This is a genomic window from Sphingopyxis sp. CR5 (assembly GCF_059693785.1).
In genome coordinates, this window is sequence record NZ_JCATIE010000001.1 from 419400 (window position 1) to 445304 (window position 25905).

General features: G+C 66.7%; 30 protein-coding genes. 12 read left to right on the top strand and 18 right to left on the bottom strand.

The window, feature by feature from the left end; all coding sequences use genetic code 11:
• Position 1: 1 nt before the first annotated feature.
• From AC58D2_RS02020 to AC58D2_RS02045, 6 genes are all read right to left on the bottom strand, one after another.
• Positions 2–1183 carry an acetyl-CoA C-acyltransferase gene (locus AC58D2_RS02020; RefSeq protein ID WP_497386841.1) on the bottom strand — a complete coding sequence of 394 codons (1182 nt, stop codon included), beginning with the start codon at positions 1181–1183 and terminating at the stop codon, positions 2–4.
• A gap of 70 nt (positions 1184–1253) precedes the next feature.
• The gene (locus AC58D2_RS02025; RefSeq protein ID WP_497386843.1) at positions 1254–1712 is read right to left on the bottom strand and encodes a MaoC family dehydratase; all 459 of its coding nucleotides are present in this window, start codon (positions 1710–1712) and stop codon (positions 1254–1256) included.
• A gap of 93 nt (positions 1713–1805) precedes the next feature.
• A complete protein-coding gene (locus AC58D2_RS02030; RefSeq protein ID WP_497386845.1) occupies positions 1806–2990 on the bottom strand; it encodes a mechanosensitive ion channel family protein in 1185 nt (394 codons plus the stop codon).
• A gap of 26 nt (positions 2991–3016) precedes the next feature.
• On the bottom strand, positions 3017–4024 hold the full coding sequence (locus AC58D2_RS02035) for a DNA topoisomerase IB (protein ID WP_497386847.1): 1008 nt from the start codon (positions 4022–4024) through the stop codon (positions 3017–3019).
• A gap of 58 nt (positions 4025–4082) precedes the next feature.
• On the bottom strand, positions 4083–5468 hold the full coding sequence (locus tag AC58D2_RS02040) for a putative O-glycosylation ligase, exosortase A system-associated (RefSeq protein WP_497386849.1): 1386 nt from the start codon (positions 5466–5468) through the stop codon (positions 4083–4085).
• Positions 5461–5622, bottom strand: coding sequence for a hypothetical protein (locus AC58D2_RS02045; protein WP_497386851.1), 162 nt, complete (start codon positions 5620–5622; stop codon positions 5461–5463). The genes AC58D2_RS02040 and AC58D2_RS02045 overlap by 8 nt, the downstream gene beginning before the upstream one ends.
• A gap of 108 nt (positions 5623–5730) precedes the next feature.
• On the opposite strand from AC58D2_RS02045, the gene AC58D2_RS02050 reads away from it, so the two are divergent.
• Complete coding sequence (locus AC58D2_RS02050) at positions 5731–6954, top strand: TIGR04063 family PEP-CTERM/XrtA system glycosyltransferase (RefSeq protein WP_497386853.1); 1224 nt, start codon at positions 5731–5733, stop codon at positions 6952–6954.
• 46 nt (positions 6955–7000) lie between these two features.
• Positions 7001–7795 (top strand): hypothetical protein, encoded by a 795-nt coding sequence (locus AC58D2_RS02055; RefSeq protein WP_497386855.1) that lies wholly within the window; start codon positions 7001–7003, stop codon positions 7793–7795.
• A gap of 16 nt (positions 7796–7811) precedes the next feature.
• Here AC58D2_RS02055 and AC58D2_RS02060 read toward each other — a convergent pair whose 3' ends face one another.
• Complete coding sequence (locus AC58D2_RS02060; protein ID WP_497386857.1) at positions 7812–8138, bottom strand: hypothetical protein; 327 nt, start codon at positions 8136–8138, stop codon at positions 7812–7814.
• Complete coding sequence (locus AC58D2_RS02065) at positions 8135–8371, bottom strand: hypothetical protein (RefSeq protein ID WP_497386859.1); 237 nt, start codon at positions 8369–8371, stop codon at positions 8135–8137. The genes AC58D2_RS02060 and AC58D2_RS02065 overlap by 4 nt, the downstream gene beginning before the upstream one ends.
• A gap of 100 nt (positions 8372–8471) precedes the next feature.
• On the opposite strand from AC58D2_RS02065, the gene AC58D2_RS02070 reads away from it, so the two are divergent.
• Positions 8472–9164, top strand: coding sequence for a S24 family peptidase (locus tag AC58D2_RS02070; protein ID WP_497386861.1), 693 nt, complete (start codon positions 8472–8474; stop codon positions 9162–9164).
• A gap of 24 nt (positions 9165–9188) precedes the next feature.
• Here the strand turns inward: AC58D2_RS02070 and AC58D2_RS02075 are convergent, their stop codons facing one another.
• Entirely contained in the window at positions 9189–9497 is a 309-nt protein-coding gene (locus AC58D2_RS02075; protein ID WP_497386863.1) for a hypothetical protein, read from the bottom strand.
• A 173-nt stretch (positions 9498–9670) separates the two neighbouring features.
• Between AC58D2_RS02075 and AC58D2_RS02080 the strand changes: the two genes are divergently transcribed.
• Positions 9671–10957 (top strand): methyl-accepting chemotaxis protein, encoded by a 1287-nt coding sequence (locus AC58D2_RS02080; protein ID WP_497386865.1) that lies wholly within the window; start codon positions 9671–9673, stop codon positions 10955–10957.
• Positions 10958–11059: 102 nt separating this feature from the next.
• Positions 11060–11782, top strand: coding sequence for an aquaporin Z (gene aqpZ / locus AC58D2_RS02085; protein ID WP_497386867.1), 723 nt, complete (start codon positions 11060–11062; stop codon positions 11780–11782).
• Between the two features lie 42 nt (positions 11783–11824).
• Here the strand turns inward: aqpZ and galU are convergent, their stop codons facing one another.
• The 6 genes from galU to AC58D2_RS02115 all read right to left on the bottom strand — a co-directional run bounded on the left by galU (position 11825) and on the right by AC58D2_RS02115 (position 16807).
• On the bottom strand, positions 11825–12688 hold the full coding sequence (gene galU, locus AC58D2_RS02090) for a UTP--glucose-1-phosphate uridylyltransferase GalU (RefSeq protein WP_497386869.1): 864 nt from the start codon (positions 12686–12688) through the stop codon (positions 11825–11827).
• Between the two features lie 117 nt (positions 12689–12805).
• Complete coding sequence (yfiB, locus tag AC58D2_RS02095; protein WP_497386871.1) at positions 12806–13303, bottom strand: outer membrane lipoprotein YfiB; 498 nt, start codon at positions 13301–13303, stop codon at positions 12806–12808.
• A 21-nt stretch (positions 13304–13324) separates the two neighbouring features.
• Complete coding sequence (gene dgcN, locus AC58D2_RS02100; protein ID WP_497386873.1) at positions 13325–14524, bottom strand: diguanylate cyclase DgcN/YfiN; 1200 nt, start codon at positions 14522–14524, stop codon at positions 13325–13327.
• Entirely contained in the window at positions 14521–15054 is a 534-nt protein-coding gene (gene yfiR, locus AC58D2_RS02105; protein ID WP_497386875.1) for a regulatory sequestration protein YfiR, read from the bottom strand. Before yfiR ends, dgcN begins: the two co-directional genes overlap by 4 nt.
• Positions 15055–15198: 144 nt before the next feature.
• Positions 15199–15735 carry a peptide-methionine (S)-S-oxide reductase MsrA gene (gene msrA / locus AC58D2_RS02110; protein ID WP_497386877.1) on the bottom strand — a complete coding sequence of 179 codons (537 nt, stop codon included), beginning with the start codon at positions 15733–15735 and terminating at the stop codon, positions 15199–15201.
• A 55-nt stretch (positions 15736–15790) separates the two neighbouring features.
• Positions 15791–16807: a M48 family metallopeptidase gene (locus tag AC58D2_RS02115; RefSeq protein WP_497386879.1), complete on the bottom strand. Its 1017-nt coding sequence runs from the start codon at positions 16805–16807 to the stop codon at positions 15791–15793.
• 227 nt (positions 16808–17034) lie between these two features.
• Here AC58D2_RS02115 and AC58D2_RS02120 point away from each other — a divergent pair, with 227 nt between their 5' ends.
• From AC58D2_RS02120 to rpsI, 4 genes are all read left to right on the top strand, one after another.
• Positions 17035–18063: a COX15/CtaA family protein gene (locus tag AC58D2_RS02120; protein ID WP_497386881.1), complete on the top strand. Its 1029-nt coding sequence runs from the start codon at positions 17035–17037 to the stop codon at positions 18061–18063.
• Positions 18060–18827 carry a hypothetical protein gene (locus AC58D2_RS02125; protein ID WP_497386883.1) on the top strand — a complete coding sequence of 256 codons (768 nt, stop codon included), beginning with the start codon at positions 18060–18062 and terminating at the stop codon, positions 18825–18827. The genes AC58D2_RS02120 and AC58D2_RS02125 overlap by 4 nt, the downstream gene beginning before the upstream one ends.
• Positions 18828–19002: 175 nt before the next feature.
• Positions 19003–19482, top strand: coding sequence for a 50S ribosomal protein L13 (gene rplM, locus AC58D2_RS02130; protein WP_497386885.1), 480 nt, complete (start codon positions 19003–19005; stop codon positions 19480–19482).
• On the top strand, positions 19482–19979 hold the full coding sequence (gene rpsI, locus AC58D2_RS02135; RefSeq protein ID WP_497386887.1) for a 30S ribosomal protein S9: 498 nt from the start codon (positions 19482–19484) through the stop codon (positions 19977–19979). Before rplM ends, rpsI begins: the two co-directional genes overlap by 1 nt.
• 84 nt (positions 19980–20063) lie before the next feature.
• Here rpsI and AC58D2_RS02140 read toward each other — a convergent pair whose 3' ends face one another.
• On the bottom strand, positions 20064–20834 hold the full coding sequence (locus AC58D2_RS02140; protein ID WP_497386889.1) for a sulfite exporter TauE/SafE family protein: 771 nt from the start codon (positions 20832–20834) through the stop codon (positions 20064–20066).
• A gap of 113 nt (positions 20835–20947) precedes the next feature.
• Positions 20948–21874, bottom strand: a complete 927-nt coding sequence (locus AC58D2_RS02145) for a LysR family transcriptional regulator (protein WP_497386891.1) — start codon at positions 21872–21874, stop codon at positions 20948–20950.
• 82 nt (positions 21875–21956) lie between these two features.
• Between AC58D2_RS02145 and AC58D2_RS02150 the strand changes: the two genes are divergently transcribed.
• Entirely contained in the window at positions 21957–22292 is a 336-nt protein-coding gene (locus AC58D2_RS02150; RefSeq protein ID WP_497386893.1) for a hypothetical protein, read from the top strand.
• A gap of 146 nt (positions 22293–22438) precedes the next feature.
• On the opposite strand, the gene AC58D2_RS02155 is transcribed toward AC58D2_RS02150, so the two are convergent.
• Positions 22439–23029 (bottom strand): hypothetical protein, encoded by a 591-nt coding sequence (locus AC58D2_RS02155; RefSeq protein WP_497386895.1) that lies wholly within the window; start codon positions 23027–23029, stop codon positions 22439–22441.
• 112 nt (positions 23030–23141) lie between these two features.
• Here AC58D2_RS02155 and AC58D2_RS02160 point away from each other — a divergent pair, with 112 nt between their 5' ends.
• Positions 23142–24161, top strand: coding sequence for an autotransporter outer membrane beta-barrel domain-containing protein (locus tag AC58D2_RS02160; protein WP_497386897.1), 1020 nt, complete (start codon positions 23142–23144; stop codon positions 24159–24161).
• 168 nt (positions 24162–24329) lie between these two features.
• Positions 24330–25904 (top strand): sulfatase family protein, encoded by a 1575-nt coding sequence (locus AC58D2_RS02165; RefSeq protein WP_497386899.1) that lies wholly within the window; start codon positions 24330–24332, stop codon positions 25902–25904.
• Position 25905: the final 1 nt, after the last annotated feature.

Genomic DNA, 25905 nt, shown 5'->3' on the forward strand with positions numbered 1-25905 from the left:
ATCAGAAGACCTCGAACAGGCCCGCCGCGCCCTGGCCGCCGCCGATGCACATGGTGACGACGACATATTTGGCGCCACGGCGCTTGCCCTCGATCAGCGCGTGGCCGGTGCAGCGCGCGCCGGTCATGCCGAACGGATGGCCGATCGAGATCGAGCCGCCGTTGACGTTGAGCAGTTCGTTCGGGATGCCCAGCTTGTCGCGGCAGTAGAGAACCTGCACCGCGAACGCTTCGTTGAGTTCCCACAGGCCGATGTCGTCCATCTTGAGGTCGAAGCGTTCGAGCAGCTTGGGGATCGCGAACACCGGGCCGATGCCCATTTCGTCGGGCTCGGTGCCCGCTACCGCCATGCCGACATAGCGTCCCAGGGGCTGCAAGCCCCGTTTCTCCGCGACTTTCGCCTCCATCACGACGCATGCGGACGAACCGTCCGACAGCTGGCTGGCGTTGCCCGCGGTGATGGTGTGGCCTTCGCCCATCACCGGCTTCAGGCTCGCGAGCCCTTCGAGCGTCGTGTCGGGACGGTTGCACTCGTCCTTGTCGGCGACGACGTCCTTGAAGCTGACCTCCTTGGTCTCCTTGTCGACGATCGCCATCGTCGCCTGGCACGCGACGATCTCGTCGTCATATTTTCCGGCCGCCTGCGCCGCGGCGGTGCGCTGCTGCGACTGGAGCGAATATTCGTCCTGATATTCGCGGGCAATATTGTAACGCTTCGCGACGACCTCTGCGGTGCCGATCATCGGCATATAGGTGTCCTTGTGCATCGCGAGCAGTTCGGCGTCGGGCTCGATGAACACCTTGCCGCTGCCGCTGACCTTCGAGATCGACTCGACGCCGCCCGCCACGCAGATATCCTGGCGGTCGACGATGATCTGCTTCGCCGCCGTCGCTATCGTCATCAGGCCCGACGAGCATTGGCGGTCGATCGACATGCCGGGGACGGTGACGGGCAGGCCGGCGCGCAGGCCGATCAGGCGCGCGACGTTCGGCGACTGCGATCCCTGCTGCATCGCGGCGCCGAAGACGACATCGTCGATCTCTCCGCCTTCGAGGCCGGCGCGCTCGACCGCGGCCTTCACCGACCAGGCGCCAAGCGTCGGCGAGGGGGTGTTGTTGAACGAACCGCGCCCCGCCTTGGTCAGCGGGGTGCGGGCGGTGGAAACGATGACGGCGTCACGCATGATGTAGGTCCTTCTCTTTGGTTCCGGTGTCTTTTCGGGGGAGGTCAGCCGGCTACCCTTGATAATGTCGTCAGACGAAGAACTGGCTGATCCATTCGGCCATCAGCGCAGGCTTTTCCTCGCCTTCGATCTCGACGGTGAATTCGAGCGTCTGCTGCCATTGGCCCGGACGCTTCTCGTCGAGCTCGAGCAATTTGAAATGGCCGCGCACGCGCTTGCCCGAGCGGACGGGGGCGAGGAAGCGGACCTTGTTGCCGCCGTAGTTGACGCCCATCTTGACACCCGCGGGGCGCGGGCAGTCCGATTTGGCCATCAGCAGCGGAAAGAGCGACAGCGTCAGGAAGCCGTGCGCGATCGTGCCGCCGAACGGGGTCAACTTCGCCTTTTCCTCGTCGATGTGGATGAATTGATGGTCGCCGGTCGCGTCGGCGAATTTGTTGATCATGTCCTGATCGACGAGCACCCATTCGGACGTGCCGAGCGGCTTGCCGACGAGGTCTTTCATTTCCTGCGGCGGAATCGCGGCCATTTTTCATCCCCTCAACTGGTTTGCGGGGCGCGTTCTAGGCCGGTTGCGCGGGGTTGCACAAGGCCCAAGCCGTGCGACCCCGCCGCCGTAGCGTCACCCCGCCGCGGGCTTCGGCGTCTTCATCGTCACGCTTTCGGCATAGGGCAGAATCATCGTTCCGTCGGGCGCTGCGGTGAAGGTCGTCTGGGTCGGATAGGCGAAGTCGTAGCCCGCCTTCGTCATTTCGTCGAAGACGCGGATGCCGATCGCGGTGCGCGCGGCAATGACTTCGCTGTAATCGGCACTCAATATGTCGGCGACGAGCTCGAAATCGAGGCTCGACCCGCCAAAGCCGATGAAGCTGGACCGGATGAAGCTGTGCCCCTCGGCCTCGACCTGCGTCTTCAGCAGGTCGGGAAGCGCGCGCAGCATCGCGGGCGTCGTCTGATAGATAACCCCGATCGCGAACTGGACGCGGCGGCGGTCGAGATGCGCGTAGTTGGTGATCTCCTTCGACAGCAGGTTGGTGTTGGAAATGATCAGCAACTCGCCGTTGACCGAGCGCAGATGCGTGCTCTTCAGGCCGATACGCTCGACCGTGGCGACACTGTTGTCGTACTTGATCGCCTCGCCGACACGGAACGGACGATCGAAGATGATCGAGAGTGAAGCGAAAAGGTCCGAAAAAATGCCCTGCGCCGCCAGGCCTATGGCGATACCGCCGATCCCGAGCCCGGCGATCAGGCCGGTGACATTGACCCCCATATTGTCCAGGATGACCACGGCCGCGACCGCGAACAACGCGATGCTGATGAGCAGGCGGATGATCCCCATCGCATTGGTCAGCGTCTCGTTGTGCCCGTCGGCGGCGCGGCGCTGGATCAGTCCGACGACGATCTCGCGCGCCCATATGGCGACCTGGAGCACCACCGCGACGGTGAAGAGGAACTGGATCGTCTGCATCACCATCGCCGGCGGCTGGGCATAGCCCGCGACGAGGCGGATCGAAATCAGGGCGAGGACGATCGATTTGGTCTTGTAGATCACCCGGCCGACGATGTCGGTCAGGGTGAAATGACCCGGCGCCGCCTGCGCGCGTTTGAGCGCGAAGGTCCGCACGAGCGACAGCAGGAAATAGATGATCAGGCCGGCGGCGATCGCGATGCCGATCTGGAGCCAATGGCTGTTCACCCAGGCGACGCTGCTCTCCCACCAGTATCGCAGATCGGCAAGCGGGTCGCTCGCCCGTTCGGTCTTCGGCGCGGCGGTCGTTGCGGAGGCCAGGATGGAAAAAATCACGTCTATCCTCTTGTCTGGTTGCTGGATCAGGCGGAACGGAGCAGCGCCGCAGCGTCGGGCGCCTGCTCCAGATAGGTCAAAAAGCCGCGTTCGTAACGCGAAAGATATTTCGTCGCGCGCGGCAGAGATCCCACCGCGGCGGCGAAATCGGCGCGCGCCTGCGCTGCGGCGATCATGGCCGGATGGACATAGGCGCGGCGCGCCACGGCGGGTGTATTGCCGAGCCGGTCCGCGACATGCGCGAGCAGGCGCTTCAGCGTCGGCGGCTCTCCGGCGTCGTACAGGAAGCCATAGGCCTCGACGCTGGCCGACCAAGTCCGGAAATGCTTGGCGCTGAAGTCCCCGCCCATCGCTTCGCGGATGTAGGCGTTGACGTCGTCGGACGCGACCGCGCACACGCCATCGTCGTCCTCATACTGGAACAGATGCTGGCCCGGCAGGTCCTGGAGCCGGCGGACGAGCGTCGCGAGACTGCGATCGTTGATCGTCACTTCGCGCCGTGCGCCGCCCTTTGAACGATAGGCGAGGCGCAGGCGCTGACCCGTCAGCTTCGCGTGACGCCGGCGCAGCGTCGTCGCGCCGAAGCTCTTGTTCGCGGCGACATATTGTTCGTTCCCGACACGCAGCGCGGCGAGGTCGAGCAGCCTGACGACGGCGGCAACGACGCGCTCCGCGCACAGCGTCCGGCGCTTCAGATCGTCGGCAAGGCGAGCTCGCAGCAGCGGTAACGCGTGGCCGAACGCGGCGCAGCGGTCGTATTTGTCGGCGTCCTGCGCGGCCCGGAAATCGGGATGATAGCGATATTGCTTGCGCCCGCGCGCATCATGGCCGGTGGCGAGTATGTGGCCGTTGGGGGCGGGACAGAACCAGGCGTCTTCATAGGCGGGGGGCAGGGCGATCGCATCAAGGCGCGCGATTTCCTCCTTGTCGCGGATCACCCGGCCCTTCGCATCGCGGTAGCGCCAGCGATCCCCGACCCGTTCGCGGCCGATGCCCGGCAGGCTGTCGTCGACATGGATCAGGCGGGCGGGCATGCCCCAATAGCGTCCGGACCCGCCGATGGTTCCTTAGAGCCTGATGGCGCGGCGAAGCTCAGCGAGCGGCCGGGATCGAGGGATGCCGCGGGGGAACCTGCGCCGGCCGTGCGGTCAGCGGCCGCCAGCCGGCCTGGCGTTCGCGCCTGCGGCAATAGGTGGTCAGGCCGATTTCGAGCGCCAGCATCATGTAGATGAAGGGCTGGAAGGCGATGCCCACGAACAGCGATCCGATCAGATAGACGATGTGACCATGCTGAAGCGCCGTGGCGAGCGGCGCAATCCATTGCTCCTCGCCGCGCCGCGTCTTCAGATAACGGCGGCGCACCCGCTCCATCTGGACGAGCCCGACCGCCTGAAGCAACAGCCAGAGGGCGAGGCCGGGATAGCCCTGTTCGCCGAGCATTTCGAAATAGCTCGAATGATAGGCGCGCGAATGTTCCTCATATATGGTCGGTTCGGATTCTTGCGGCTTGTCGGGATCATAGGCCGACGCCGCCTTTTCGACGACGACATGGTTCTGGATATAGGCCTCGAAGCCGCCACCGAACGGATGCTCTTTCGCATAGTCCCACGTCCACTTCCAGACCGCGACCCGGGTCGACGCCGACTGGTCGGCCTTATACCCCTCGATCGTCTCCATCCGCTCGGTGAAGCTCTGCGGCAGGAAGGGGATCGAGGCGACCGCAAGCAGCCCCGCGCCGATCATGTAGAGAAAACGGTGCTGGACCGCGCGGAGCGAAAGCACCGCCAGCACCGCGAGGCATACGAGACCGGTGCGCGCCTCGGTCCCGACCGGCAGCAACATGCAGGCGAAGCACAGCGCGAAGCAAAAGAGCGAAACGCGCCAGTCGGGCGGGAATATGGTGCCGTGGTTGCGATACCAGAGGATGAGCGGAATGATCGCAATCCCCACGGTCGACATGATCGATCCTTCGTAGAGCCCGAAATTTTCCGCCAGCAGCAATTGGAGCGAGCCGTAGCCGCTGCCGCCCGCCGCGGTCTTGATCCCGCCCGCGATCGCGATTGCTGCCGCCGACAGGAGCATGATCAGGATCAACGATTCGATCCGCAATTTGGTGCGCAGGGTGAGCGGCAGGAAGATCGCCCAGACGAGCGCCTTCCACACCCAATCCCATTTGACGAGCGCCTGGACCGGGAAATCGGCCTGCATCGTCGTGATGCCGCAATAGATGAGAAGCAACACCATCAGCGTCTGACGCCCCGACCAGCGCGTATCGCTCTTGTCGTCGGCGACGAACCAGCCGAGGATCGCCAGGCCGAACACGATCAGCGAGATCGGAATCGAATTGATCAGGAAATAGCTGAGGCGCTGCGGCGCGACGATGTCGATATAGCAATAGCAGAGGATGAACAGGAACGGCTTGCGAAAGCCGACCCCGATGAAAGCGAACAGAAACGCTACGAACGCAAGGTCACGCATCGTCGCCGCGCTCCTTCGCCGCTTCGGCGTCGCGCCGCTGCTGCCAGAGCTTGCGCGGGCTTACTTCATGATCGAGGTCGTCGCGGTAGAGCAGGCGCCAGAGCGCGACCGCCATCAGCGCATGAGTCAGGCCAATGGAAAAATTGTCGACCATGAAGGACGGAATGCCTAGCTTTACCTGCGACCACAAGGGTCTGTCGCGGTGGCTCTACGCTCTCGGGGTTGACGCCGCGTTAAGGCTTGTGTGGCAGGAACCCGCCCCATGACCCGCATCTTGCACGTCCTCGATCACAGCCTGCCTGCGCACAGCGGCTACACCTTTCGGACCCGTGCGCTGATGAAGGCGCAGGCGGCCAGGGGATGGCAGGTGGCGGGCGTGACCGGCATCCGGCATCCGGTTCCCGGACCGGCGGTCGAGACGGTCGACGGCCTGACTTTCTATCGCACGGAGCCGATCGCACCCGCCCCGTCGCCGATCCGCGAATGGCGCGAGATCGGGGCACTCGCTGCGCGCATCGACGCGTTGGTCGAGGAATGGAAGCCCGACCTGCTCCACGCGCATTCGCCGGTGCTCGACGCGCTCGCGGCGCTGCGCGTCGCGCGCCGCCGCGGCCTACCCTTACTCTACGAGATCCGGGCGTTCTGGGAGGATGCGGCGGTCGGCAACGGGACGGGACGGGAGAAGAGCGCGCGCTACCTCGTCACCCGGCAACTCGAAACCCACGCGGTCAAGTCGGCCGATGCCGTCGCGGTGATCTGTGACGGGCTGCGCGGCGACCTGATCGCGCGAGGGGTCGATCCGGCCAAGATCATCGTCTCTCCCAACGGCGTCGACCTCGACCTGTTCGGAAGCCCGCCGCCGCGCGACGCGGCGTTGGCGCACGAACTGGGTCTGCCCGATGACGCGGCGGTGATCGGCTTTATCGGCAGCTTCTATGACTACGAAGGGATCGACGACCTGATCGCGGCGATGCCCGCGCTGGTCGCCGCGCAGGGCGATGCGCAATTGCTGCTGGTCGGCGGCGGGCCGCGCGAGGCGGCGCTGAAGGCGCAGGCGGCAGCTTCGCCGGTGGCGGCGCATATCCACTTCGTCGGTCGCGTGCCGCACGAAGCGGTCGGACGCTATTACTCGCTTGTCGATATCCTTGCCTATCCGCGCAAGAAAATGCGGTTGACCGATCTCGTCACCCCGCTCAAGCCGCTCGAGGCGATGGCGCAGGGCAAGCTCGTCGCGGCGTCGGACGTCGGCGGGCATCGCGAACTGATCGAGGATGGCGTCACCGGCACATTGTTCGCGCCCGACGACCCGGTTGCGATTGCCGAGGCGCTGAAATCGCTGCTCGGCGCCCGCGCCATGTGGGACGAGCGCCGCCGGGTCGCACGCGATTTCGTCGAGGCCGATCGTAACTGGTCGTCAAACATTTTGCGTTACGAACCCGTTTACCAGCGGCTGTTGGGACGCGGCACCGCGTCGCTCGCGGCCTGACGGCACGATCATCAGCACCCTTGCGATGCACGGAAACCGGGACGATATGAGACGCGGCAACAAAAGCGGAGGAAAGGCTTTGGCGATCGCGATGGTGCGTGCTCTGCGCCCGGCCCTGCCGGCGGTTATCGGCGCCGCGGCGCTGACCTTTCTGTTCGCGGCGGTAATGCCGCTCGCCTGGATCGCGGGCATCAGCTGGAATCTCTATCTCGACCGCCTTTCGGCGCTGTTCGAGCCGCCCATCGGCAATGGTGCGCGGCTCGCGCTGGCGCTCGGCATGGCCGCCTTCGCCGCCCTGATCGCGGGGCTTGTCGCGCTCGCGCTGGCGCGGCCCGACGCGGTTCTGCCGCGCCTGCGCCGCCGTGCCTCGACCGATGACGATGGGGCGACCGAAGATCCGCTGCCGCGTCGCCGGGCGGATTTCCACCCCGACGACCCGCCGCGTCCACCGATCCGCGCCGGCCGCGACCTTCCCGCCGAGGGGCTGGGACCGCTTGGAGCCCCGGCGACGGTCGACGATTCGCTCGACAACGCGGAAGCGGAGGACGACGATACGCTGGTCCTTGCCGACCTTGCGCCCGCCGAACCTGCGGAAGGTGAAGAACCCTGGCTGCAACCTGCCGAATTGACATCGCCGCCGCCGCTCGACCCGGCCGACCGGTCGCTGGGCGCGATGGTCGCACGGCTCGAGGCCGGCCTTGCCCGCCGCCGCCAAAGCTCGGACATGCCCGAATTCAGCGATCGCGAAAGCGATCCGGACGCGGGTATCGGCCCGGTCGATTTCGCGCTCGAAGCCGCTCTCGGCACGTTGCAGCGGATGAATCGCCTGCCCGCGGGCTGACGCCGCGCGCTGACCGTCAGTCCTCGACGCTCAGCATTTCAACGCAGAGTGATCGGCCGCTCTCGGCGATCTCCACCGCGAAATCGGCGACGATATGCCCGGCCAGGCACCACTCGACGCGTTCCAGATGCGCCGCGAGCGATCGTCGCAGTTCCGCCGGATCGCCGGCCCCGACGCCGCACAGGAAACTGTGACGCGCGCCGATGAAGCTGGCGCTCGCCCACGGGCGCAAGGTCGAGGCGCCAAGCGAGACGCCGGACGGAAGTTCGCGGGCGAGCAGGCGGCGCAGGCGCCGATGCGGGCAGGCCGGCCGGGCCCGCGACGCGGATGGCTGGGCGGTCATCGCCGGTCATCCCGCGAAGCCGTTTGACGGCACAATCGGCCCTCTCGAAGATCGGCGCTCCAGATGTTCATGAAATGTTCTGCGCGGCAGATTATGCGCGATCCCGGCTCGCGTCCGGCGCGCAGATCGGCGACGAGCCGGGGATCGCGCACCGCGGCGCGGCCGAACGCGGTCGGCGCCATGCGCGTTTCCTTCAGGAAGCTCTCGATCTTCTGCAACAGTCTGCGTTCCATGGCAGTCTCTCCCGTTGGCGAGTGGTGGGCGAGTCGCCCGATAGGATATTTCCTATCTGAATGTCGATTTCCTACTTGTCTAGGAAAAATCCTGTTGGTAATGCGGGAGCAGGAAGGACCGACCGTGACCGACTTTTCTGACGATCCGCGGGCGACGCTCGATCGCCTCTTGCAGGACAAGGGGATCGATTATGCGCGGCTGTCGAGCGTGATCGGGCGCAACGCCGCCTATATTCAGCAATATATCAAGCGCGGATCACCGCGAACTCTTGCCGAGCAGGACCGGGCGCGGATCGCCGCCTATCTGGGCGTGACCGAGGCGATGTTGGGCGGCCCCGAGCGGCGCGTCGCGGCGCCGCCGCGTCCGCGCGGCCGCGACATGATCCTGGTGCCGAAATTGGCGGTCGGCGCCTCGGCGGGTCCGGGCGCCAGCATCGACGGCGAGCCGGTCGAGGGGGCTGTCGCGTTCGATCCCAAATGGCTGCGCGATCTGGGTGCCGACCCGCGCGCGCTCAGCATCATCCGCGTCGAGGGCGATTCGATGGCGCCGACGCTGAACGACGGCGACGACATTTTGGTCGACGGCGGCGATTCGGGCGCGCGGCTGCGCGACGGCATCTATGTGCTGCGGATGGACGATGGGCTGATGGTGAAGCGAATCGCGCGGGCGCCGGGGGCGGGGCGGATCTCGGTGCTCAGCGACAATGCCCAATATCCAAGCTATCCCGACTTGCCGATGGCGTCGGTGCAACTCGTCGGGCGGGTGGTCTGGACGGGACGGCGGGTGCGTTGACCCGCGACACCCGATGCGCCGGCGTCAGTAAGGTTCGGCCATCACCGCTTCGATCTCATGGTCGAGCACTTCGGCGCGGCGGCATTGATCCTGGTCGCCCGAGCGGCATTTTTCCGCCGCCTTGTCGCGCTGGCGCTGGAGCTTGCCGACGCGTTCCTCGCGCTTGCGCAGTTCGCGGCCCCGGTTGCGGTCGGCTTCGTCCTGGCTGGTCGTCGACCAGTCGGCAACCTGTCCCACCGCCTTGACGGGCGCAGTGACCACGCTTTTCACCGTGCTCACACAGCCGCCGAGCACGATCGGCATCGCCAGCGTCATCAGGATCGTCGCACGCATCGTCATTCTCCCTCGGCCTGTCTTCGCACAGGCGGCCCCCCATGAACAGCCGATTGCGACGATCCGTCCGGAAAAGAGGCCTTTGTCATCGCTTTGAAATAATTGGTTAAAGCCTCGTTTACTCCGACTGGCTAGGCGATTTTTGTCCCCTCCGACTTTTATCCCGAGCTCGCATGACACCTTCAGACACTCCCTTCGCCCCGACATCCGGTTCCGCCGCTTGGGTCGGCGCCGACGCCCGTTTGGCGGACGTGATCGACATTTTTCGTACCCATTCGGCGCTGCGGGTCCTGGCGGTGGTCGATGCCGATGATCGCCCGGTCGGCATCGTTCGCGAACAGCGCGTACGCGACTTACTGTTCTGTCCCTATTGGTTCTCGCTGATGCAGAACCCGACGATCGGCGGTTCGATCGCGACGCTGACCGAGCCGTGCCTGACGGCCGACGTTGCGGAGCCCACCGCGCGGCTGCTCCAGATCGTTGCGGAAGCCGCGGACCACGAAGCGCTCCTGCTCGTCGAAGACGGGCGTTTCGTCGAAGCGCTCGACAGCGCCCATCTCGCCAGGCTCGCGATGCTCCGCGAGGTCGAACTCGCGCAGGACGGCGTGGCGCGCGCCGCCCGGATCGACGCGGCGAGCCGGGGATTCCGCGACGACATGACGGCGCTGACCTCCGCGCTCTCAGATATGGCGCGCGAGGTCGAAGCGGTCGCCGCCCGGCTGTCCGACCGCGCGCAGCGGACGGGGGAGGATGCGATGTCCGTCGCGGGCGCGACGGCCCAGACAGTGGCCGGGCTGCACGAACTGGGCGAGCGCGGTCACGCTTTGGCGGACGCCATGGCGCGTATGGTTGAGGACGGGACCCGCGCACGCGCCGTTCGGGCTGAAGCGGTCGATAAGGTCCGCCACGCCAGCGATCGAGCGCACGCGCTTCGCGCGGCAAGCCAGTCGATCGAAAAGATGCTGGGGCTGATCGTCGATATGGCGCGCCGGACGAACATGCTGGCGCTCAATGCCGGGATCGAGGCGGCGCATGCCGGAGAGGCGGGGCGCGGGTTTGCCGTCGTCGCGTCGGAGGTCAAGGCGCTCGCGGCGCGCACGCGCTCGGCTGCGGACGATATTGCGCGCGAAGTGGGGCAGATCTGCGAAACGGTCGAAGAGGTCTCCGACGGATATCGCGAGATCGAGCGCGCGGTCGACGCCAACAACCGATTCTCGGCCACGGTCGACCGGTCGATCGACGGGCAGCGCACGACGACGCTGACGATCGCGAGCTATGTCGAACAGGCGGTCGCCGCGGGGCGCGAGGTCGACAGGCGGGTGCTCGACATCAGCACGGGCGCCGCGGCGGTCGACGGCGGCGCGCAGGAACTGGGGCGGCTTTCGTCCGGACTGGCCGACACGGCCGATTCTCTGCATCGCTGCGCGCGGTTGTTCGTCGATACCGTGGCCGCTGCCTGAGCGCGGGGTCGCGCCCCAATTCGCTTGCCGCCCGCGAAGCCGGCGCTAGGATGGCCGGTGCGCCGGCGGCGCCCGTGACCGTCGGTGGTAGGAGAGGGTCATATGAACAATATGCAAAAGGGATTGGCCGAGTTTATCGGCACGTTCTGGCTCGTGTTCGGGGGCTGTGGCAGCGCGGTCATCGCGGCGGGTTTTCCCGATGTCGGGATCGGACTCCTCGGCGTGTCGCTGGCGTTCGGGCTGACCGTGCTGACGATGGCCTATGCGATCGGCCATATATCGGGATGCCACCTCAATCCGGCGGTGACCGTCGGGCTGTGGGCGGGCGGGCGCTTCGATGCCCGCGACATCCCGCTCTACGTCGTGGCACAGGTGCTCGGCGCGATCGTCGCGGCCTTCCTTCTCTATTACATCGCCAGGGGCAGCCCCGCCTTCGACATTGCCAACGGCCTTGCGGCCAACGGTTTCGGCGAAGGATCGCCCGGCGGCTACGACATCTGGTCGGGACTGCTCATCGAAATCGTGCTGACCGCCGGCTTCCTGTGGGTAATCATGGGGTCAACCGATGGCCGCGCGCCGGCGGGATTCGCGCCGATCGCGATCGGGCTCGCGCTGACGCTGATCCACCTGATTTCGATCCCGGTGACCAACACGTCGGTCAATCCGGCGCGCAGCACCGGCCCCGCGCTCGTCGTCGGAGGGCTCGCGTTCAAGCAGTTGTGGCTGTTCTGGCTTGCGCCGCTGATCGGCGGCGCGCTTGGCGGCTGGCTGTACCGCAGCGTGGGCGCCGATGCCTATCCGAAGCCCAATATCGAAGGCGAGTGAACGGATGCGCGCCGGCCGGACTCCGACCGGCGCGCATCAAGCCTATTTGAGCAGATCGACCGCGAAAGCGCGTACGGCGTCGGCCAGGTCCGGTCGATCGAGCGCGAGTGCCAGATTGGCCTGGACATATCCGGCCTTCGATCCGCAATCATAGCGTTTGCCGTCGAAGGTGACAGCATGGAACGCCTGCTGTCCGATCATCGCCGCCATGGCATCGGTCAACTGGATCTCGCCGCCGGCGCCCTTTTCCTGTCCTTCGAGCACCCGCATGACTTCGGGCTGGAGGATGTAGCGGCCCGAGATGATCAGGTTCGACGGCGCTTGGGCGACGGGCGGCTTTTCGACCAGACCGGTTACCTCGGTGATGGCGCCGTCGCGGCGACCGGGCGCGATCACGCCGTAGCTCGAAACCTGGTCCTGCGGAATCTCGAGCACCGAAATCAGGTTGCCGCCCAGCTTGTCATAGGCATCCACCATTTGCTTCATGCAACCGGGCGCGCCGTGCATGAACTCGTCGGGCAGGAAGATCGCAAAGGGTTCGTCGCCCACGATGTCGCGCGCGCACCAGATCGCATGGCCGAGCCCGAGCGGCTCCTGCTGGCGGACATAGGCGCAATTACCGGGGCCAAGGCGGGTCGGCTCCAGAACCGACAGATCCTTGCCGCGTTCGGCCATCGTCTTTTCGAGCTCGAAGGCGATATCGAAATGATCCTCGATCGCGTTCTTGCCGCGGCCGGTGACGAAAATCATCTGTTCGATGCCCGCCTCGCGCGCCTCGTCGATCGCATATTGGATCAACGGGCGGTCGACGATTGGCAACATTTCCTTGGGAATGGCCTTGGTGGCAGGCAGGAAGCGGGTGCCGAGCCCGGCGACGGGGAACACGGCTTTGCGGATCGGTTTCATACTGGGGTCCTATTGGTCATGGTTTGGAAATCAATGGAAAGACCGGCGCTGCGCGACGAAATTCCTTCCTCTTGCGTTCAAGCGAACATGCGACCCGGAATATTGTCTTGGGGATAATTATGGCGTGACGATGACGACCACCCGGCGGTTGTCCTGACGGCCCTCGGCGGTCGCGTTGCTCGAGATCGGAACCGCTTCGCCGCGGCCGACGATCTGGTCGGGGCTGAAGTGCATGCCGCCCGCCTCCATCGGCCGCGCAACCGTTTCGGCCCGCTCTTGCGACAATTTCAGATTATAGTCTTCGGTTCCCACCGAGTCGGTATGGCCTTCGACCCGCGCCGTGGTGATCCCCACCGACAGCAGGTGGCTGGCCATCTCGCGGATACGCTCCTCTTGCGCCGGGGCGAGGGTGCTCTGGTCGAATCCGAAGAGCAGGCGCTCGTTGAGCGTCAGCGACCAGTCGGGGGCGCCTTCGACGAAGCCTTCCGATTTCAGCGCGGCGACCTGTTCCGCCGTAAAGCCCGATGGCCGCGGCATGCTCTGGCACGCGGCCAGCAGCGCGGCGAATGCCAGGATCAGGGCGGTCCGGATGGGGAAGGGGGTATGTCGGGTCACGGTGGGGGGCTCCGTATCTGGTCAGGTTCGATGGGACAGCTTGTTGGCGTACATGGCTGCGTCGGCGGCTGTCAGCAGCGCCTGGCCGTCGCCACCGTCGTCGGGATAAACGGCGACGCCGATGCTGATGGCCGCGCGATAGCTTTCCCCGCCGGGGAGGTCGATCGGGTCGGCGACTGCGGTCCGGATCCGGTCCGCGAGGTCGTCGGCATCGCTTCGCGCCTCGACCGGTTCGACAATCACGACAAATTCGTCGCCGCCGATCCGCGCCGCGAAATCATCCTTGCGCAGCGCCGATTTGATGCGATCCGAAAGCGCGACCAGAACCGCGTCGCCGGCCGCATGGCCGAAACCGTCGTTCGCAGCCTTGAAATTGTCGGCGTCGATAAAGAGCAGCGCGAAGCCTGTGCCTCCGTGCGCAGCCCTCTTCATCCGGGCGGCGAGTTGTTCGTCGAACGCGGCGCGGTTCGGCAGGGCCGTCAGCGTATCGTGCGACGCCTGGTGCGCCAGCATTGCGCGCTCGTCTTCCATATGGCCCCGCCAGCCTTCCAGTTCGTCGAGCAGGGCGTTGATATCGCTGCCGAGCCGGTCGAGTTCGGCAATGCCCAACCCCTGAACGCGCTTGTCGAACCGGCGGTGCAGGCGCACGTCGTGCGCCACGGTGGCAATCTCGTTCAGCGGCTTTACGAGCTCATATTCGAACCGGCGCGCCAGCATGATCGTCCCGAGCGCGGTGATCATAAGGCAGGTCAGGCCGGCGAGCAGTCCGATGCGGACATAGTCGATCAACGTCGAGGAATCGCCCCATATCTCGACGGTTCCGATACGCGACCCATTGCGCCGGACGGGCAAAACGAAGGGTTCGGGAAAGAAAATGCGGGTCAGCAGCGGCGCGGGATCGCTTTCGGGCGATCGCCATTCGGTCAACAGCCGATCGCGGTCGTCGAGCACGCGCAGATGGGCGATGCCCGGCATGCGCGTCAGCGCGGCGAGCCCTTCGCGCGCGGCCTGGGGGTCCTTGAACACCAGCGCGGGTTCGACCCCATAGGCGCCAAGCTGGGCCGCGAGCTCGAGATTGCGGTCGGCATAGCCCCGCAGCGCGGTGACCCCGGCGAGCAGGATGGTGAGGCCCGACAGCGCGACCGCGAAGAGCGTGATCCCGAAATGGAAGCGCGAGAGCAGCTTTTGCAGCGTGGTATGGGGGGGCTTGCGATCGGTCATGGCGCCGCGCCGATCTTGAGCACGCGGGGATCCACCCGCAGCGGGCCACGGGCGATGGCGTCCAGATTGACCGCGAAGCTGAGCCCCGCAGGGCCGCCGGCGAGACAGAACATGGCGCCGTACAGGCAGGAGGGATCGTCGTCGGTCAGCGTCAGGACGGCGCGGCGGTGCACCCATTCGATCAGGCGCGACCGGTCGGCGACGGGCATTCGCCCAAGAAACAGGATGTCGCAGTCCCCCTTCGCGATCGCGTCGCTCGCCGTCGTCCGCCGAACGGTGATCGACGGAATGCCGGGGACGGCCGGGGCGATGTTTTCGGCGAGGCGGGGCGTCCCGATGCGGCAAAGCGTCAGCGGCGTCGCCTGCGCGCGGTCGGGCCATGTGACATAGCTGATGATGCCACCGATCATGCGGTTGACCGCGCCGGTCATGCCCCCGGCGCCGTCCTCCACGATCATCTGGCTGGCGGCCTGCACCGACATCTGCGGCGTCGCGAACGTCGCCCCGATCAGGAACAAGGATGCCAACACGGCTATAAAAGACCCCCACGTTGCTCCGGGGATCAAGCTGCCCCAACGCGGCGGCGTCCGCTAGAGAAAAGCGTGGGAAAGTCAAGGATAAGTGACGTCATGCGGCCAATTTGCCACACTCGCTGCACACGGGCGGGCCGGGCATCACCCCTGTCGAAGGCGGTCCGAAAATCCTTTGCGCAACTTGGCGAGCTTCGGCGGGATCACCGCCATGCAATAGGGATTGCGCTGGCCCTCGCCGTCCCAATAGGCCTGGTGATAATCCTCGGCCGGGTACCAATCCGACGCGGATTCGATGCTCGTCACGATCGGCGCCGGCCAATCGGGCTGGGCCCGGTCGATTCCGGCTCGAGCCGCCGATGACTGCGCAGCGTCGAGCGGAAATATCGCGCTGCGATACTGCGTCCCGATGTCGTTGCCCTGCCGGTTGAGCTGGGTCGGATCGTGCGTCGCGAAAAAGACGTCGAGCAGGTCGTCATAGGAAATGACCGCGGGGTCATAGGTGATGCGAATCGCCTCTGCATGGCCGGTATCGCCGCCGCACACCTGTCGGTAGGTCGGGTCGGCGACGGTCCCGCCGATGTAGCCGCTTTCGACGCTTTCGACCCCGGCGAGCGACTGGAACACGGCCTCGGTGCACCAAAAGCAGCCACCGGCGAAGATCGCGGTTTCACGGGTCATCCTGTCATCCTTCAGCGAAATGATCGTCCGGTGTCCAAAATAGGGCGCGGGGTCGTTATTCCAAGGGTGGGGGGGCGTCGATCAGGGGAGGGTGGAGCGCGGCTCCGGCGGCCTGTGCGGCCTGGATGGCGGCAATCTCCCGCTCGAAGGAGCTCACCCGGTCGCGCCAGCGCGGGTGGGTGCCCGGCTGGATCAGGACGGGGCCGTTGCGCGTGCCGAACCTTTGCCAGAAGCGGATCGCGGCCTGTGGATCATAGCCCGCCCCCTGCATGAGCCAGACCGACAGCCGATCGGCCTCGACCTCGGTCTGGCGAAACAGTCGCGCGCTGCGCCCGAAATTTTTGAACAAGCCGCGATCGACGTCGGCGGCATCGAGCCGCGCGCGGTGGCGCAGGATATTGTGAGCCAGCTCGTGCGCGACCGCGGCAGCAAGCTCGTCGTCATCGGCGGCGAACCCCGCCAGCCCGGCGCTGATCAGCACGAGCCGGCCGTCGGCGCCGCCGCTTTCGGAATCGTCGGCCTCGACACGAAAATCGCTGACGCACCCCGCGACGGGATGAAGGTCGAACCGGCGCCCAGGACCCGACACCGATACCGCGCCGCCGATGGGCGCCGCGGCCATGCGCGTTTCGAGTGCGGCGATGCGGGCGAAAGGATCCTCGTCCTGTTCGGGCACGACGACGGGCATGTCGTCGATCGCCGCAATCGTATCTCCGACATGGAGACCGGCCGTCGCGGCGGGCGATCCCGGTGCGACCGCGGCAAGGAAAGGCAGGTCGGCGGCCCCCGCGCCATAAGCTGCACGCGCGGCGTCGCGGTTCCTTTCGTCGTAGAGGCGCGGATCGCCCCAGATCCAGCCGAACTGGGCCTGGTGTACCGCGCACCAGCCGGCGTTGGCAGTCGTCAGGCGAAAGCCGACCCGGGCCACACGGGCTTCGAGGGTCGCAAGCGTCCGATAGGGCGAGACCGGCGGGGTGGCGTCGATCCGCGCGGCTTCGGCCGGCTCGGCGGCGGCGGGCGCGGCGAAGGCGAGCGGCAGGAAGGCGAGCAGGGAGCGGGCGAGCGGCGACATCGGCGCCGGCTTATCAAGCCCCGCCTGTCGCGGCCATGAATTTCGGGCACGAAAGGCGACCAGGTTGCGGCGGGACGCGGCCTGTTCCTTGGGGGTGACGTCCAGAGCCAGCCGTCGCCGGTCACGCCGCCCGACCAACGCCATCGCAACCCCGGATCAGGTCCGTCGACCCGCGGCGGACGCACCGCCCTCTTGCCTATCGCGGGGCAAGCGACGATAGGGCGGCAATGACCCAGGCTCCGCCCGCCAAACCCCGCCCCGCCGCGCTGTCGCGCTGGCTGTGGGCCGTCGCCCTGCTCGTGATCGCGATCGTCGCGGTGGGAGGGATTACCCGCCTGACCGAATCGGGACTTTCGATTACCGAATGGAAGCCGGTGTCGGGTATCCTGCCCCCGCTGAGCGACGCGGCGTGGCAGGAAGAATTCGAGAAATACAAGCAGATCCCCGAATATAAGGAAATCAACGTCGGCATGTCGCTGGCAGCGTTCAAGGGCATCTTCTTTTGGGAGTGGCTGCACCGCATCCTCGGTCGGCTGGTCGGGTTGGCGCTGCTCGTGCCGCTGGCCTGGTATGCGTTTCGCCGCGCCGTCCCCGCCGGCTATGGCTGGCGGCTGTTCGCGCTCGCCGCGCTCGTCGGGCTGCAGGGCGCGATCGGCTGGTGGATGGTCGCCTCCGGGCTCGTCCAGCGGACCGACGTCAGCCATTTTCGGCTGGCGACCCATTTGCTCACCGCGCTGTTCCTGCTGGCGGGGCTGGTGTGGACCGCGCGCGACCTGGCGCAGCTCGTACGCGACCCCGCCGCGCGTCCGGCCCGGCTGACCGTCGGCGCGGTCGCGGTGATCGCGGTGCTCGTCGTCCAGCTGTTGCTCGGCGCGTGGACCGCCGGGCTTAACGCGGGCTATGTGGCGAGCACGTGGCCGCTGATGAACGACCATCTCTTCCCCGAAGGCATCGACTGGTCGTCGGGCGCATGGATAGCGATCACCAACGATCCGTTCCTCATCCATTTCCTTCATCGCTGGTGGTCGTGGGTCGCGGCCCTGGCGATGCTGCTCGTCGCGCGCGCGCTGTGGCGACGCGGCGGGCGCACAGAGGCGCGCCTGCTGCTGCTCGTCGTCGCGGCGCAAATGACGCTCGGCATCGCGACGGTGGTGACCGGCGTGTCGATGTGGATTGCGGTGTTGCATCAGGTGACGGGGGCGCTGCTCGTCGCGACCACGGCGGCGGCGTTGCACCGGCTCGGGCGCATCGGATGAAGCCGGGGTGGCGCCCGGCGGCTGCGGCGCTGTTGCTCGGGCTGCCGTTTCCCGTCGCCGCCGAGTCAACGACGACGTCGGACCCAGCGGCAGAGTCGGTTCGCTTCGCCCCGCCGCTCGGCGCCCCGCTGACCTGGAGCGTGACGACGCGGCGGCTGGGGCGCAAGGGTGCGATGATCGCCTTTTCGTCGGTCTATGCGCTCGAATGGACTCGTCTCGGCCGCGGCTACCGGCTCGACGCCACGTTGCAACGGATCGAATCCGATGCTCCGCCCGAACTCGTGCGCGCCCTGACCGCCGTGCTTCAGCCGCTGGTCGGGGAACGCGTCGCCTATCTGGTTTCGCCCGACGGGCGCACGGTCGACCTCGCCGATCCAAAGGCGCTGTCGGACCGGGTCATCGACCGCACCGAGGCCTTCGCCGCCGAATCCGGCCGGCCCGAGGCAAAGGCGATCGCCGCCATGCTGGGCGCGATGTCGCCGGATGAGCGTGCCGTCCTTGCCAGCGCCGATATCCGTGCGCTGGTCGCGCCGGCGAATGGCGCGCTGGCCGCGCCCGCGGGGCCGAACGATCCCGTCGGCACGGTGACCACGGTTGAGACGGCCGACATCGGGGGAACGCCCGTCGAAACCCGGACGCGCTGGCAAATCGACGCCGCCTCCGGCCTTGTGCTGCGCGAACAGCGCCAAAGCTGGACGATCGGGCCGGACAAGCGCCCGCAAACGCTGGTCGAGGAGCGGGTGCGGGCGCTGACTTCTCGTTAAGGGTATCATATTACCCGTCAGCAATCGCGCGCCATGCTTGACTTTCGGTGCCCCAATCGTCATTGGGCCGCATCGAAGCGCCGCCGCGTCCTTTCGGATCAGGCGGCGCGGTTTGTTTCCGGGCGGCGGGCCGTAACGACCCCATGCCCACTCCATCTCTGTCAAGGAGCGTGCCATGAAGGCGCTGACCAAGACGACCGCTTCGGCCAATGCCGCCACGGTCGAAAAGAAATGGGTGCTGATCGACGCCGACGGCCTGGTCGTGGGCCGCGTCGCGACGATCATCGCCAACATCCTGCGCGGCAAGCACAAGCCGAGCTTTACCCCGCACGTCGACTGCGGCGACAACGTCATCGTCATCAATGCCGAGAAGGTGCAGTTCACCGGCAAGAAGATGGCCGACAAGCGCTATTACAAGCACACCGGCTATGCCGGCGGCATCAAGGAAACCAGCCCCGAGAAGATTCTCGAAGGCCGCTTCCCCGAGCGCGTGCTCGAAAAGGCTGTCGAGCGCATGATCCCGCGCGGTCCGCTCGGCCGCCAGCAGATGCGCAACCTGCGCATCTTCGCGGGCACCGATCATCCGCACGCCGCGCAGAACCCCGAAGTGATCGACGTCGCGTCGATGAACCGCAAGAACAAGGTGGGTGCATAATGGCTGACGAACAGACCATGACCGATCTCAAGGATCTCGCCGGCGCCGTCGAAGGCGTCGAGACCCCGGAAACGCCGTCGGCGCCGCTGCGCGAGCAGCAGCTCGACAAGCAGGGCCGCGCCTATGCGACCGGCCGCCGCAAGGACGCCGTCGCCCGCGTGTGGGTCAAGCCCGGTTCGGGCAAGATCACCGTCAACGGCCGCGACCAGGAAGTCTATTTCGCGCGTCCGACGCTGCGCCTCGTCATCAATCAGCCCTTCGGTCTGACCGATCGCGTTGGCCAATATGACGTCGTCGCGACCGTCAAGGGCGGCGGCCTGTCGGGCCAGGCGGGTGCGGTGCTGCACGGCATCTCGCAGGCGCTGACCCGTTACGAGCCCGCGCTGCGCAGCACGGTCAAGGCCGCGGGCTTCCTGACCCGCGACAGCCGCGCCGTCGAGCGTAAGAAGTACGGCAAGGCGAAAGCCCGCCGCAGCTTCCAGTTCTCGAAGCGCTAATCGCTTTTTCCGCCGACGGGTGGAAAGAGGAAGGGCGGTCCGGCGACGGGCCGCCCTTTTCCTGTGGGACGGGCCCGCAACGGGTCAGCCCGCGAAGACCCGCCACAGGCTGAACGCGCTGGTCGCGGTCAGCACGGTTCCGACGAGGATCAACATCAGTTTCGGCGGAAAGCGTTTCGCCATGAATGCGCCCATCGGCGCCGCGATCACTCCGCCGATTAGCAGGCCGAGCGTCGCCCCGGCGATATCCGCGAAGCCGAGGTGCCAGACGAAGGTCGCCGAAACGGCAAGGGTCAGAAAGAATTCGACGCTGTTCACCGTGCCGACGACCTTGCGCGGCTCGGCGCCCTGGACGAGCAGGTTCGAGGTCACGACGGGCCCCCAGCCGCCCCCGCCCGCCGCGTCGAGGAAGCCGCCGACCAGCCCGAGCGGCGCGATCACCGTCGGCGTCCTGATTTTCGGCGGATAGAGCAGCCCGCGGACGAGCAGCCACGCGCCGACGCAGACCAGATAGGCGAGGACGAAGGGCTTCACCAGATCGCCGCTGATCGAACTGAGCAGATAGGCGCCCGCCACCCCGCCGACCAGTCCGGGCACGAGCAGGCGAAAGAAGAGCGGCCATTCGATATTGCGGTGGAGCAGATGGCTGATTCCCGACACGCCCGTCGTGAAGACCTCCACGATATGGATGCGCGCCGATGCGGCGGCGGGCCGTACGCCCATCACCGCCACCAGCAGCGTGTTGCAGATGACCCCGAACGCCATGCCGAGCGCTCCGTCGACGAGTTGCGCTGCGAAGCCGATCAGGATGAAGGGCAGGAGCGCCGAGACATCGAGCGCCGATAGATCGAACATGATATTATTCCAACTGTTTTAGTTGAGATATAGATGCCGTGGTTTCATGCCGTCGGCCAGAGCAATTTTTCTGCGGTCGCCGAAGGGAGGGGTTTGCGCGCCGGGGCGTGCGGTCAGCCGGTCACGTCGTCGGGCAGGTGTTCGCGAACATAATCGATGAAGGCGCGCAGCTTCGGCATCACCTGCTTGCGGCTGGGATAATAGAGGAACAGGCCAGAGGTCGACGCGGCATAGTCGGTGAGCACGAGTTCCAGAAGGCCGGTCTGGACTTGCAGCTTCGCGGTCGGCTCGGCGATCATCCCGATCGCGACGCCGGCGCGCATGGCGACCATCATCGCGCTGAAATCGTTGACGATCACCGGCCCGGTCACATTGACCTCGAACTCGCGATTTCCCTGCTCGAAGGTCCACGGCATCATCGCGCCCGTCGACATGCGCAGCCGGACGCAGCGATGGTCGCGCAGGTCCTCGGGGGTTTCGGGCCGGCCGTGGCGTTCGAAATAGGCGGGCGAGGCGGCGGCGACGAAGCGAAACGGGCCGGTCAGCCGAACCGCGATCGCATCGGCCTCGAGCGATTCGCCCATCCGCACGCCTGCGTCGAAGCCGTCGGCGCTGAGGTCGGCGAGCGCATCGTCGGCGAAGATTTCGAGCTCGATCTCTGGATAGGCTTCGCAAAAGCCCGCGATGATCGGCTCGAACAGCGGCTGGACCGCTCCGCGCATCAGGTTGATGCGCAGCCGCCCCGCCGGCCGGTTGCCGAGATTGCGGGCGGCTTCATAGGCATCGGCAAGCCCGGCATAGGCCGGCGCGGCGCGTTCGAGGAACATCTCGCCCGCCTGGGTCAGGCCGACGCTGCGCGTCGTGCGCATGAACAGCGGCGCGCCGACGCGCGCTTCCAGCGCCTTCACCGTCTGGCTGATCGCCGAAGGGGAGACGCCCAGATCGGCCGCGGCGGCGGAAAAGCTCCGCCTTTCCGCGACACGCAGGAAGGCTTCGATCCCGTCGAGCGCCCCGTGGGGAATTGTTAAATCCTGCTTCAAGGCACTTGCAGATTATAGAGGATTATCTATGTGCGCAATCGCATCTAAAAAGGTTGCACAACGAAACGAAAGGACCTCTCCCATGACCTATCAGCTCTCCTCTTTCCGCCGCTTCCCTTCCGCCTTCGCGATCGTCGCCGCTTCGGCGCTTGCCTTTACCGGCCTGATCGCCTCGACCTCGCCGGCTTATGCGCGTGACAGCCAGGATTACCGCTGCACCGCGCTCGCCGACCAGGCGCGTACCGCCGCCGACGACATGGCCGGCGGCAAGCAGTCGAGCGCGCAGCGCTTCGTCTCGACGGGCAACAAGCTGTGCGAAGCGGGCAACGAACGCGCCGCCGCCAAGCAGTATCGCGCCGCGCTCAAGATCGCCGGCGTCGCCGAAGTCGAAACCGACAGCAAGATGGCTGCTCGCTAAGTCTCGACACCAAATCTCCGGTCTGCCGCTCTCTCCCTCTCCACGGCAGACACCACAACTGGGGCGGTATCCTTGCAAGGACCGCCCCATTTTGTTTGCGGTCGGCCCCTCGGTCTTGCGGCGTGCAGGACCGCAAGCCGGCGGCTTCAGCGCGGTCCGCCGCCCGGCGGCCCGCCGGGATGGCCGCCCGGCGATGCCGTGCCCGGCGGCAAGACGCCCCGTCCCCCCGATCCGGCAATGCCCAGCCCCGATGGCGCCGGAGGTCCATAGACCGCACCGGTGACAGTGTTCGTATCTTCGGGAAGCTGTGGCCCGGCCTCCGCCATCTTCGTTTCCCCCGCAGCCTTGTCGGGCTGCGGCGGCGAGGGCGGTGCCCGATCGGGATCGTCGCTCGCCAGTTCGACAGGGGCGGCGGGCGCCGCGGTCGAGGACTTCGGCGGCGCCGTTTTCGGCGCGGCCACGGGGGTGGTGTCCGGCTCGGGCCGGGCGTCCGCCAGCACCGGGCCTTGCGGCGCAGGCCGTTCGGCCGCAACCGGCGTCGCAGCGGCGGGCGCTTGCGGCGCGGGGGTGGTGGGGGCCTGTTCGGCGATCTCCGGCGTGCGGCGCTCTACGACGGTGCGGCCCGCAAGCAGCGCTGCCGAGATCAGGCCGGCGGCGGCGACCGATGCGGCGGCGGCGTAGGGCAGCCAGCGGCGCGCGCGCGGGGCCACCGGCTCCGCGGGGTCGGTCAGCGTCAAGGATAATGCGCTGACCCTCGACATCCGGCGCAAGACGGCCGACGAGGTCGGGCTGAACGGCGCCGGCAGCAGCGCCTATGACGCGATCCTGACCGCCGCAGTCGAGGACGATGTGATCGCACAGAGCTTTCTCGACATCATGGACGGCGACACGTTGCAGACGCAGGTGGCGCAGATGTTGCCCGATCATGCCGGGGGCCTGTTCGACAGCGCGACGCGTGCCTCGCGCCTCGTCGCGCAGCATGTGATGGATCGCGATTCGATTTTCGACGTGACCGAAGAAGGCGATACCGCCGCCTGGCTCGAGCCGGTCGTCTGGCGCAGCAACCGCGACGCCACGGGCACCAGCGGGTACAAGACGAGCGGTTGGGGGCTGTCGGGCGGCATGGAATGGCGCACCGGGATCGGGTTCGTCGGGGGGTCCTATGCGTGGCTGAGCGGCACGGTCGACGACAATGGGGGCACCGCCTCGATCGACACCACGCAGCACGATCTGGCGGCATTCTGGCGTACCGGCGGCGACGGGCCGCTCTATGCCTTTGCCCGCGCCGGCGCGGCAAGAATGAGCTTTTCGAGCACGCGTGCGCTGACGGTTACCGCGAACGACACCGACTATAGCTATGCGAGCGCCGGGGACTGGAAGGGGTGGCTCTTTTCGGGGATGGGCGGCGTGTCCTATGATATTGCGGCGTCGCGCCAGTTGATGATCCAGCCCAAGGCGCGGCTCGAATGGTATCGGCTGAAAGAGGGCGGCTATACCGAAAGCGGCGGCGGCGATGCGGTCGACCTGACCGTCGACGCACGCAACAGTTCGTCGCTGTCGGGGACCACATCGCTCGCCGTCTCCTATGCCTTTGCGCCGCGGCATCGCGATTATCGCCCGCTGACGCTGGAAGTCGAGGCGGGCCGGCGCACGGTCCTGTCGGGCAAGCTGGGCGTTACGCAGGCGAATTTCGCGGACGGCGATCCCTTTTCGATCACGCCCGATCCGCTCGACGATGCGTGGACCGGCGAACTGCGGCTGCTTGCCGGTGGCTGGGACTATACATGGAAACTCGCGGCAGGCGCCGAAAAGAGCCCGAACAGCAGCGTCGATTACTCGGCGCGCGTGTCGCTCAGCGTCGCTTTCTGATCGCGAGCCCCCGCAGCCAGCCTAGGTTGGTCACGGGTCAGCCGCCGTGCCGGGGGGCGCGGCGGCTGATTGCGTTCGATCGCTGGGTCCGGTCGCAGCGCGCTTGCATTGTATGATAAATACTATAGTGGACGGATTCGGTCGAGGAAGAGGATATAGGAGAGGCTGGTGGCTTTCGCATTGTCGCGACGCGCGTTGTTGCTGGCGGGCGCTGGAGCGGCCGTCCTGCCGGCGGCGGCGATCGCGCGCTCCCGAACCCGGCCCAATATTGTCGTAATCTATGCCGACGACCTCGGCTATGGCGACCTCGGCTGTTATGGGTCGAAGACGATCCATACCCCCAACATCGACCGGATTGCGGCGCGCGGGACGCGCTTCGTCAACGGCCACGCGCCGTCGGCGACCTGTACGCCGTCGCGCTATGCGCTGCTCACCGGCAATTATGCCTGGCGCGCGTCGGGAACTCAGATCCTGCCCGGCGACGCGCCCGCGCTGATTCGTCCCGGCACCTTCACTCTGCCGTCGATGCTGCGCAAGGCGGGCTATGCCACCGGCGTCGTCGGCAAATGGCACCTCGGTCTGGGCAGCGGGCATGTCGACTGGAACGGTGAAATCGCCCCGGGGCCCCTCGACATCGGTTTCGACTATGGCTTTTTCATGCCGGCGACGCTCGATCGCGTCCCGACGGTTCTGATCGAAAACCGGCGCGTCGTGAACCTCGACCCCGCCGACCCGATCCGCGTCGATTACAAGCACAAGATCGGCGACGAGCCGACCGGCGAGGACAATCCAGAGCTGCTCAAGTTTCGCGGCGACCCCGAACATTCGAACACGATCGTCAACGGGATCAGCCGCATCGGCTATATGACGGGCGGCCACGCGGCGCGCTGGAAGGACGAGGATCTGACCGACGAATTGCTCGGCAAGGCGACCGCTTTCGTCACCGAGCACAAGGATACGCCCTTCTTCCTTTATTTCGCGATGAACGAACCGCACGTGCCGCGCGCACCGCATCCGCGCTTCGTCGGCAAATCGGGAATGGGGCCGCGCGGCGATGCGATCGTCCAGCTCGACTGGACCGTCGGCGCGTTGATGGACCGGCTCGAAAGCCTGGGAATCGCCGACGATACGCTGATCGTCTTCAGCAGCGATAACGGCCCGATCCTGTTCGATGGCTATGACGACCAAGCGGTCGAGCGCGCGGGCGACCACCGGCCCGCCGGGCCGTTCCGCAGCGGCAAATACAGCATATTCGAAGGCGGCACCCGTGTTCCGTTGATTGTCAGCTGGCCGGGCCACGTTCCCGAGGGAAGGGTCTCGACGGCGCTGGTCGACCAGGTCGACCTCGTCGCCTCGCTCGCGGCGCTCGTCGAGCAGGGGCTGCCGCACGATGCGGCGGTGGACAGCCTCGACATGCTGGCGCCGTTGCTCGGGCGCAGCGAACAGGGCCGCGACTATGTGATCGAGGATACCAAGCTGATGGTCACCACGGGCAGCAAGGTGGCGAGCAGCGGCGCGCGCATCCTCGCGCTGCGCACCGGCGACTGGAAGCTGATCCGGGCGAGCGTCGAGCCGCAGCAGTTTCACGGCAACGCGATCGGCACGTCGCCCCGGGACCAGCTCTACAACGTGGCGAACGACCCGGGCGAACGGCACGATCTGGCGACCGAAAGGCCGGAGGTCGCGCACAGGCTCGCCGGCTGGCTCGACCGCGTCGAACGCGCGGGCCGCAGTCGGCCCTGAC

Bases quoted from the DNA above. Each gene is read 5' to 3' on its own strand.
- AC58D2_RS02020 (WP_497386841.1), bottom strand. From the start codon at position 1,183: ATGCGTGACGCCGTCATCGTTTCCACCGCCCGCACCCCGCTGACCAAG.
- AC58D2_RS02025 (WP_497386843.1), bottom strand. From the start codon at position 1,712: ATGGCCGCGATTCCGCCGCAGGAAATGAAAGACCTCGTCGGCAAGCCG.
- AC58D2_RS02035 (WP_497386847.1), bottom strand. From the start codon at position 4,024: ATGCCCGCCCGCCTGATCCATGTCGACGACAGCCTGCCGGGCATCGGC.
- AC58D2_RS02040 (WP_497386849.1), bottom strand. From the start codon at position 5,468: ATGCGTGACCTTGCGTTCGTAGCGTTTCTGTTCGCTTTCATCGGGGTC.
- AC58D2_RS02045 (WP_497386851.1), bottom strand. From the start codon at position 5,622: ATGGTCGACAATTTTTCCATTGGCCTGACTCATGCGCTGATGGCGGTC.
- AC58D2_RS02050 (WP_497386853.1), top strand. From the start codon at position 5,731: ATGACCCGCATCTTGCACGTCCTCGATCACAGCCTGCCTGCGCACAGC.
- AC58D2_RS02055 (WP_497386855.1), top strand. From the start codon at position 7,001: ATGAGACGCGGCAACAAAAGCGGAGGAAAGGCTTTGGCGATCGCGATG.
- AC58D2_RS02060 (WP_497386857.1), bottom strand. From the start codon at position 8,138: ATGACCGCCCAGCCATCCGCGTCGCGGGCCCGGCCGGCCTGCCCGCAT.
- AC58D2_RS02065 (WP_497386859.1), bottom strand. From the start codon at position 8,371: ATGGAACGCAGACTGTTGCAGAAGATCGAGAGCTTCCTGAAGGAAACG.
- AC58D2_RS02070 (WP_497386861.1), top strand. From the start codon at position 8,472: ATGCGGGAGCAGGAAGGACCGACCGTGACCGACTTTTCTGACGATCCG.
- AC58D2_RS02075 (WP_497386863.1), bottom strand. From the start codon at position 9,497: ATGCGTGCGACGATCCTGATGACGCTGGCGATGCCGATCGTGCTCGGC.
- AC58D2_RS02080 (WP_497386865.1), top strand. From the start codon at position 9,671: ATGACACCTTCAGACACTCCCTTCGCCCCGACATCCGGTTCCGCCGCT.
- aqpZ (WP_497386867.1), top strand. From the start codon at position 11,060: ATGAACAATATGCAAAAGGGATTGGCCGAGTTTATCGGCACGTTCTGG.
- galU (WP_497386869.1), bottom strand. From the start codon at position 12,688: ATGAAACCGATCCGCAAAGCCGTGTTCCCCGTCGCCGGGCTCGGCACC.
- dgcN (WP_497386873.1), bottom strand. From the start codon at position 14,524: ATGACCGATCGCAAGCCCCCCCATACCACGCTGCAAAAGCTGCTCTCG.
- msrA (WP_497386877.1), bottom strand. From the start codon at position 15,735: ATGACCCGTGAAACCGCGATCTTCGCCGGTGGCTGCTTTTGGTGCACC.
- AC58D2_RS02115 (WP_497386879.1), bottom strand. From the start codon at position 16,807: ATGTCGCCGCTCGCCCGCTCCCTGCTCGCCTTCCTGCCGCTCGCCTTC.
- AC58D2_RS02120 (WP_497386881.1), top strand. From the start codon at position 17,035: ATGACCCAGGCTCCGCCCGCCAAACCCCGCCCCGCCGCGCTGTCGCGC.
- AC58D2_RS02125 (WP_497386883.1), top strand. From the start codon at position 18,060: ATGAAGCCGGGGTGGCGCCCGGCGGCTGCGGCGCTGTTGCTCGGGCTG.
- rplM (WP_497386885.1), top strand. From the start codon at position 19,003: ATGAAGGCGCTGACCAAGACGACCGCTTCGGCCAATGCCGCCACGGTC.
- rpsI (WP_497386887.1), top strand. From the start codon at position 19,482: ATGGCTGACGAACAGACCATGACCGATCTCAAGGATCTCGCCGGCGCC.
- AC58D2_RS02140 (WP_497386889.1), bottom strand. From the start codon at position 20,834: ATGTTCGATCTATCGGCGCTCGATGTCTCGGCGCTCCTGCCCTTCATC.
- AC58D2_RS02150 (WP_497386893.1), top strand. From the start codon at position 21,957: ATGACCTATCAGCTCTCCTCTTTCCGCCGCTTCCCTTCCGCCTTCGCG.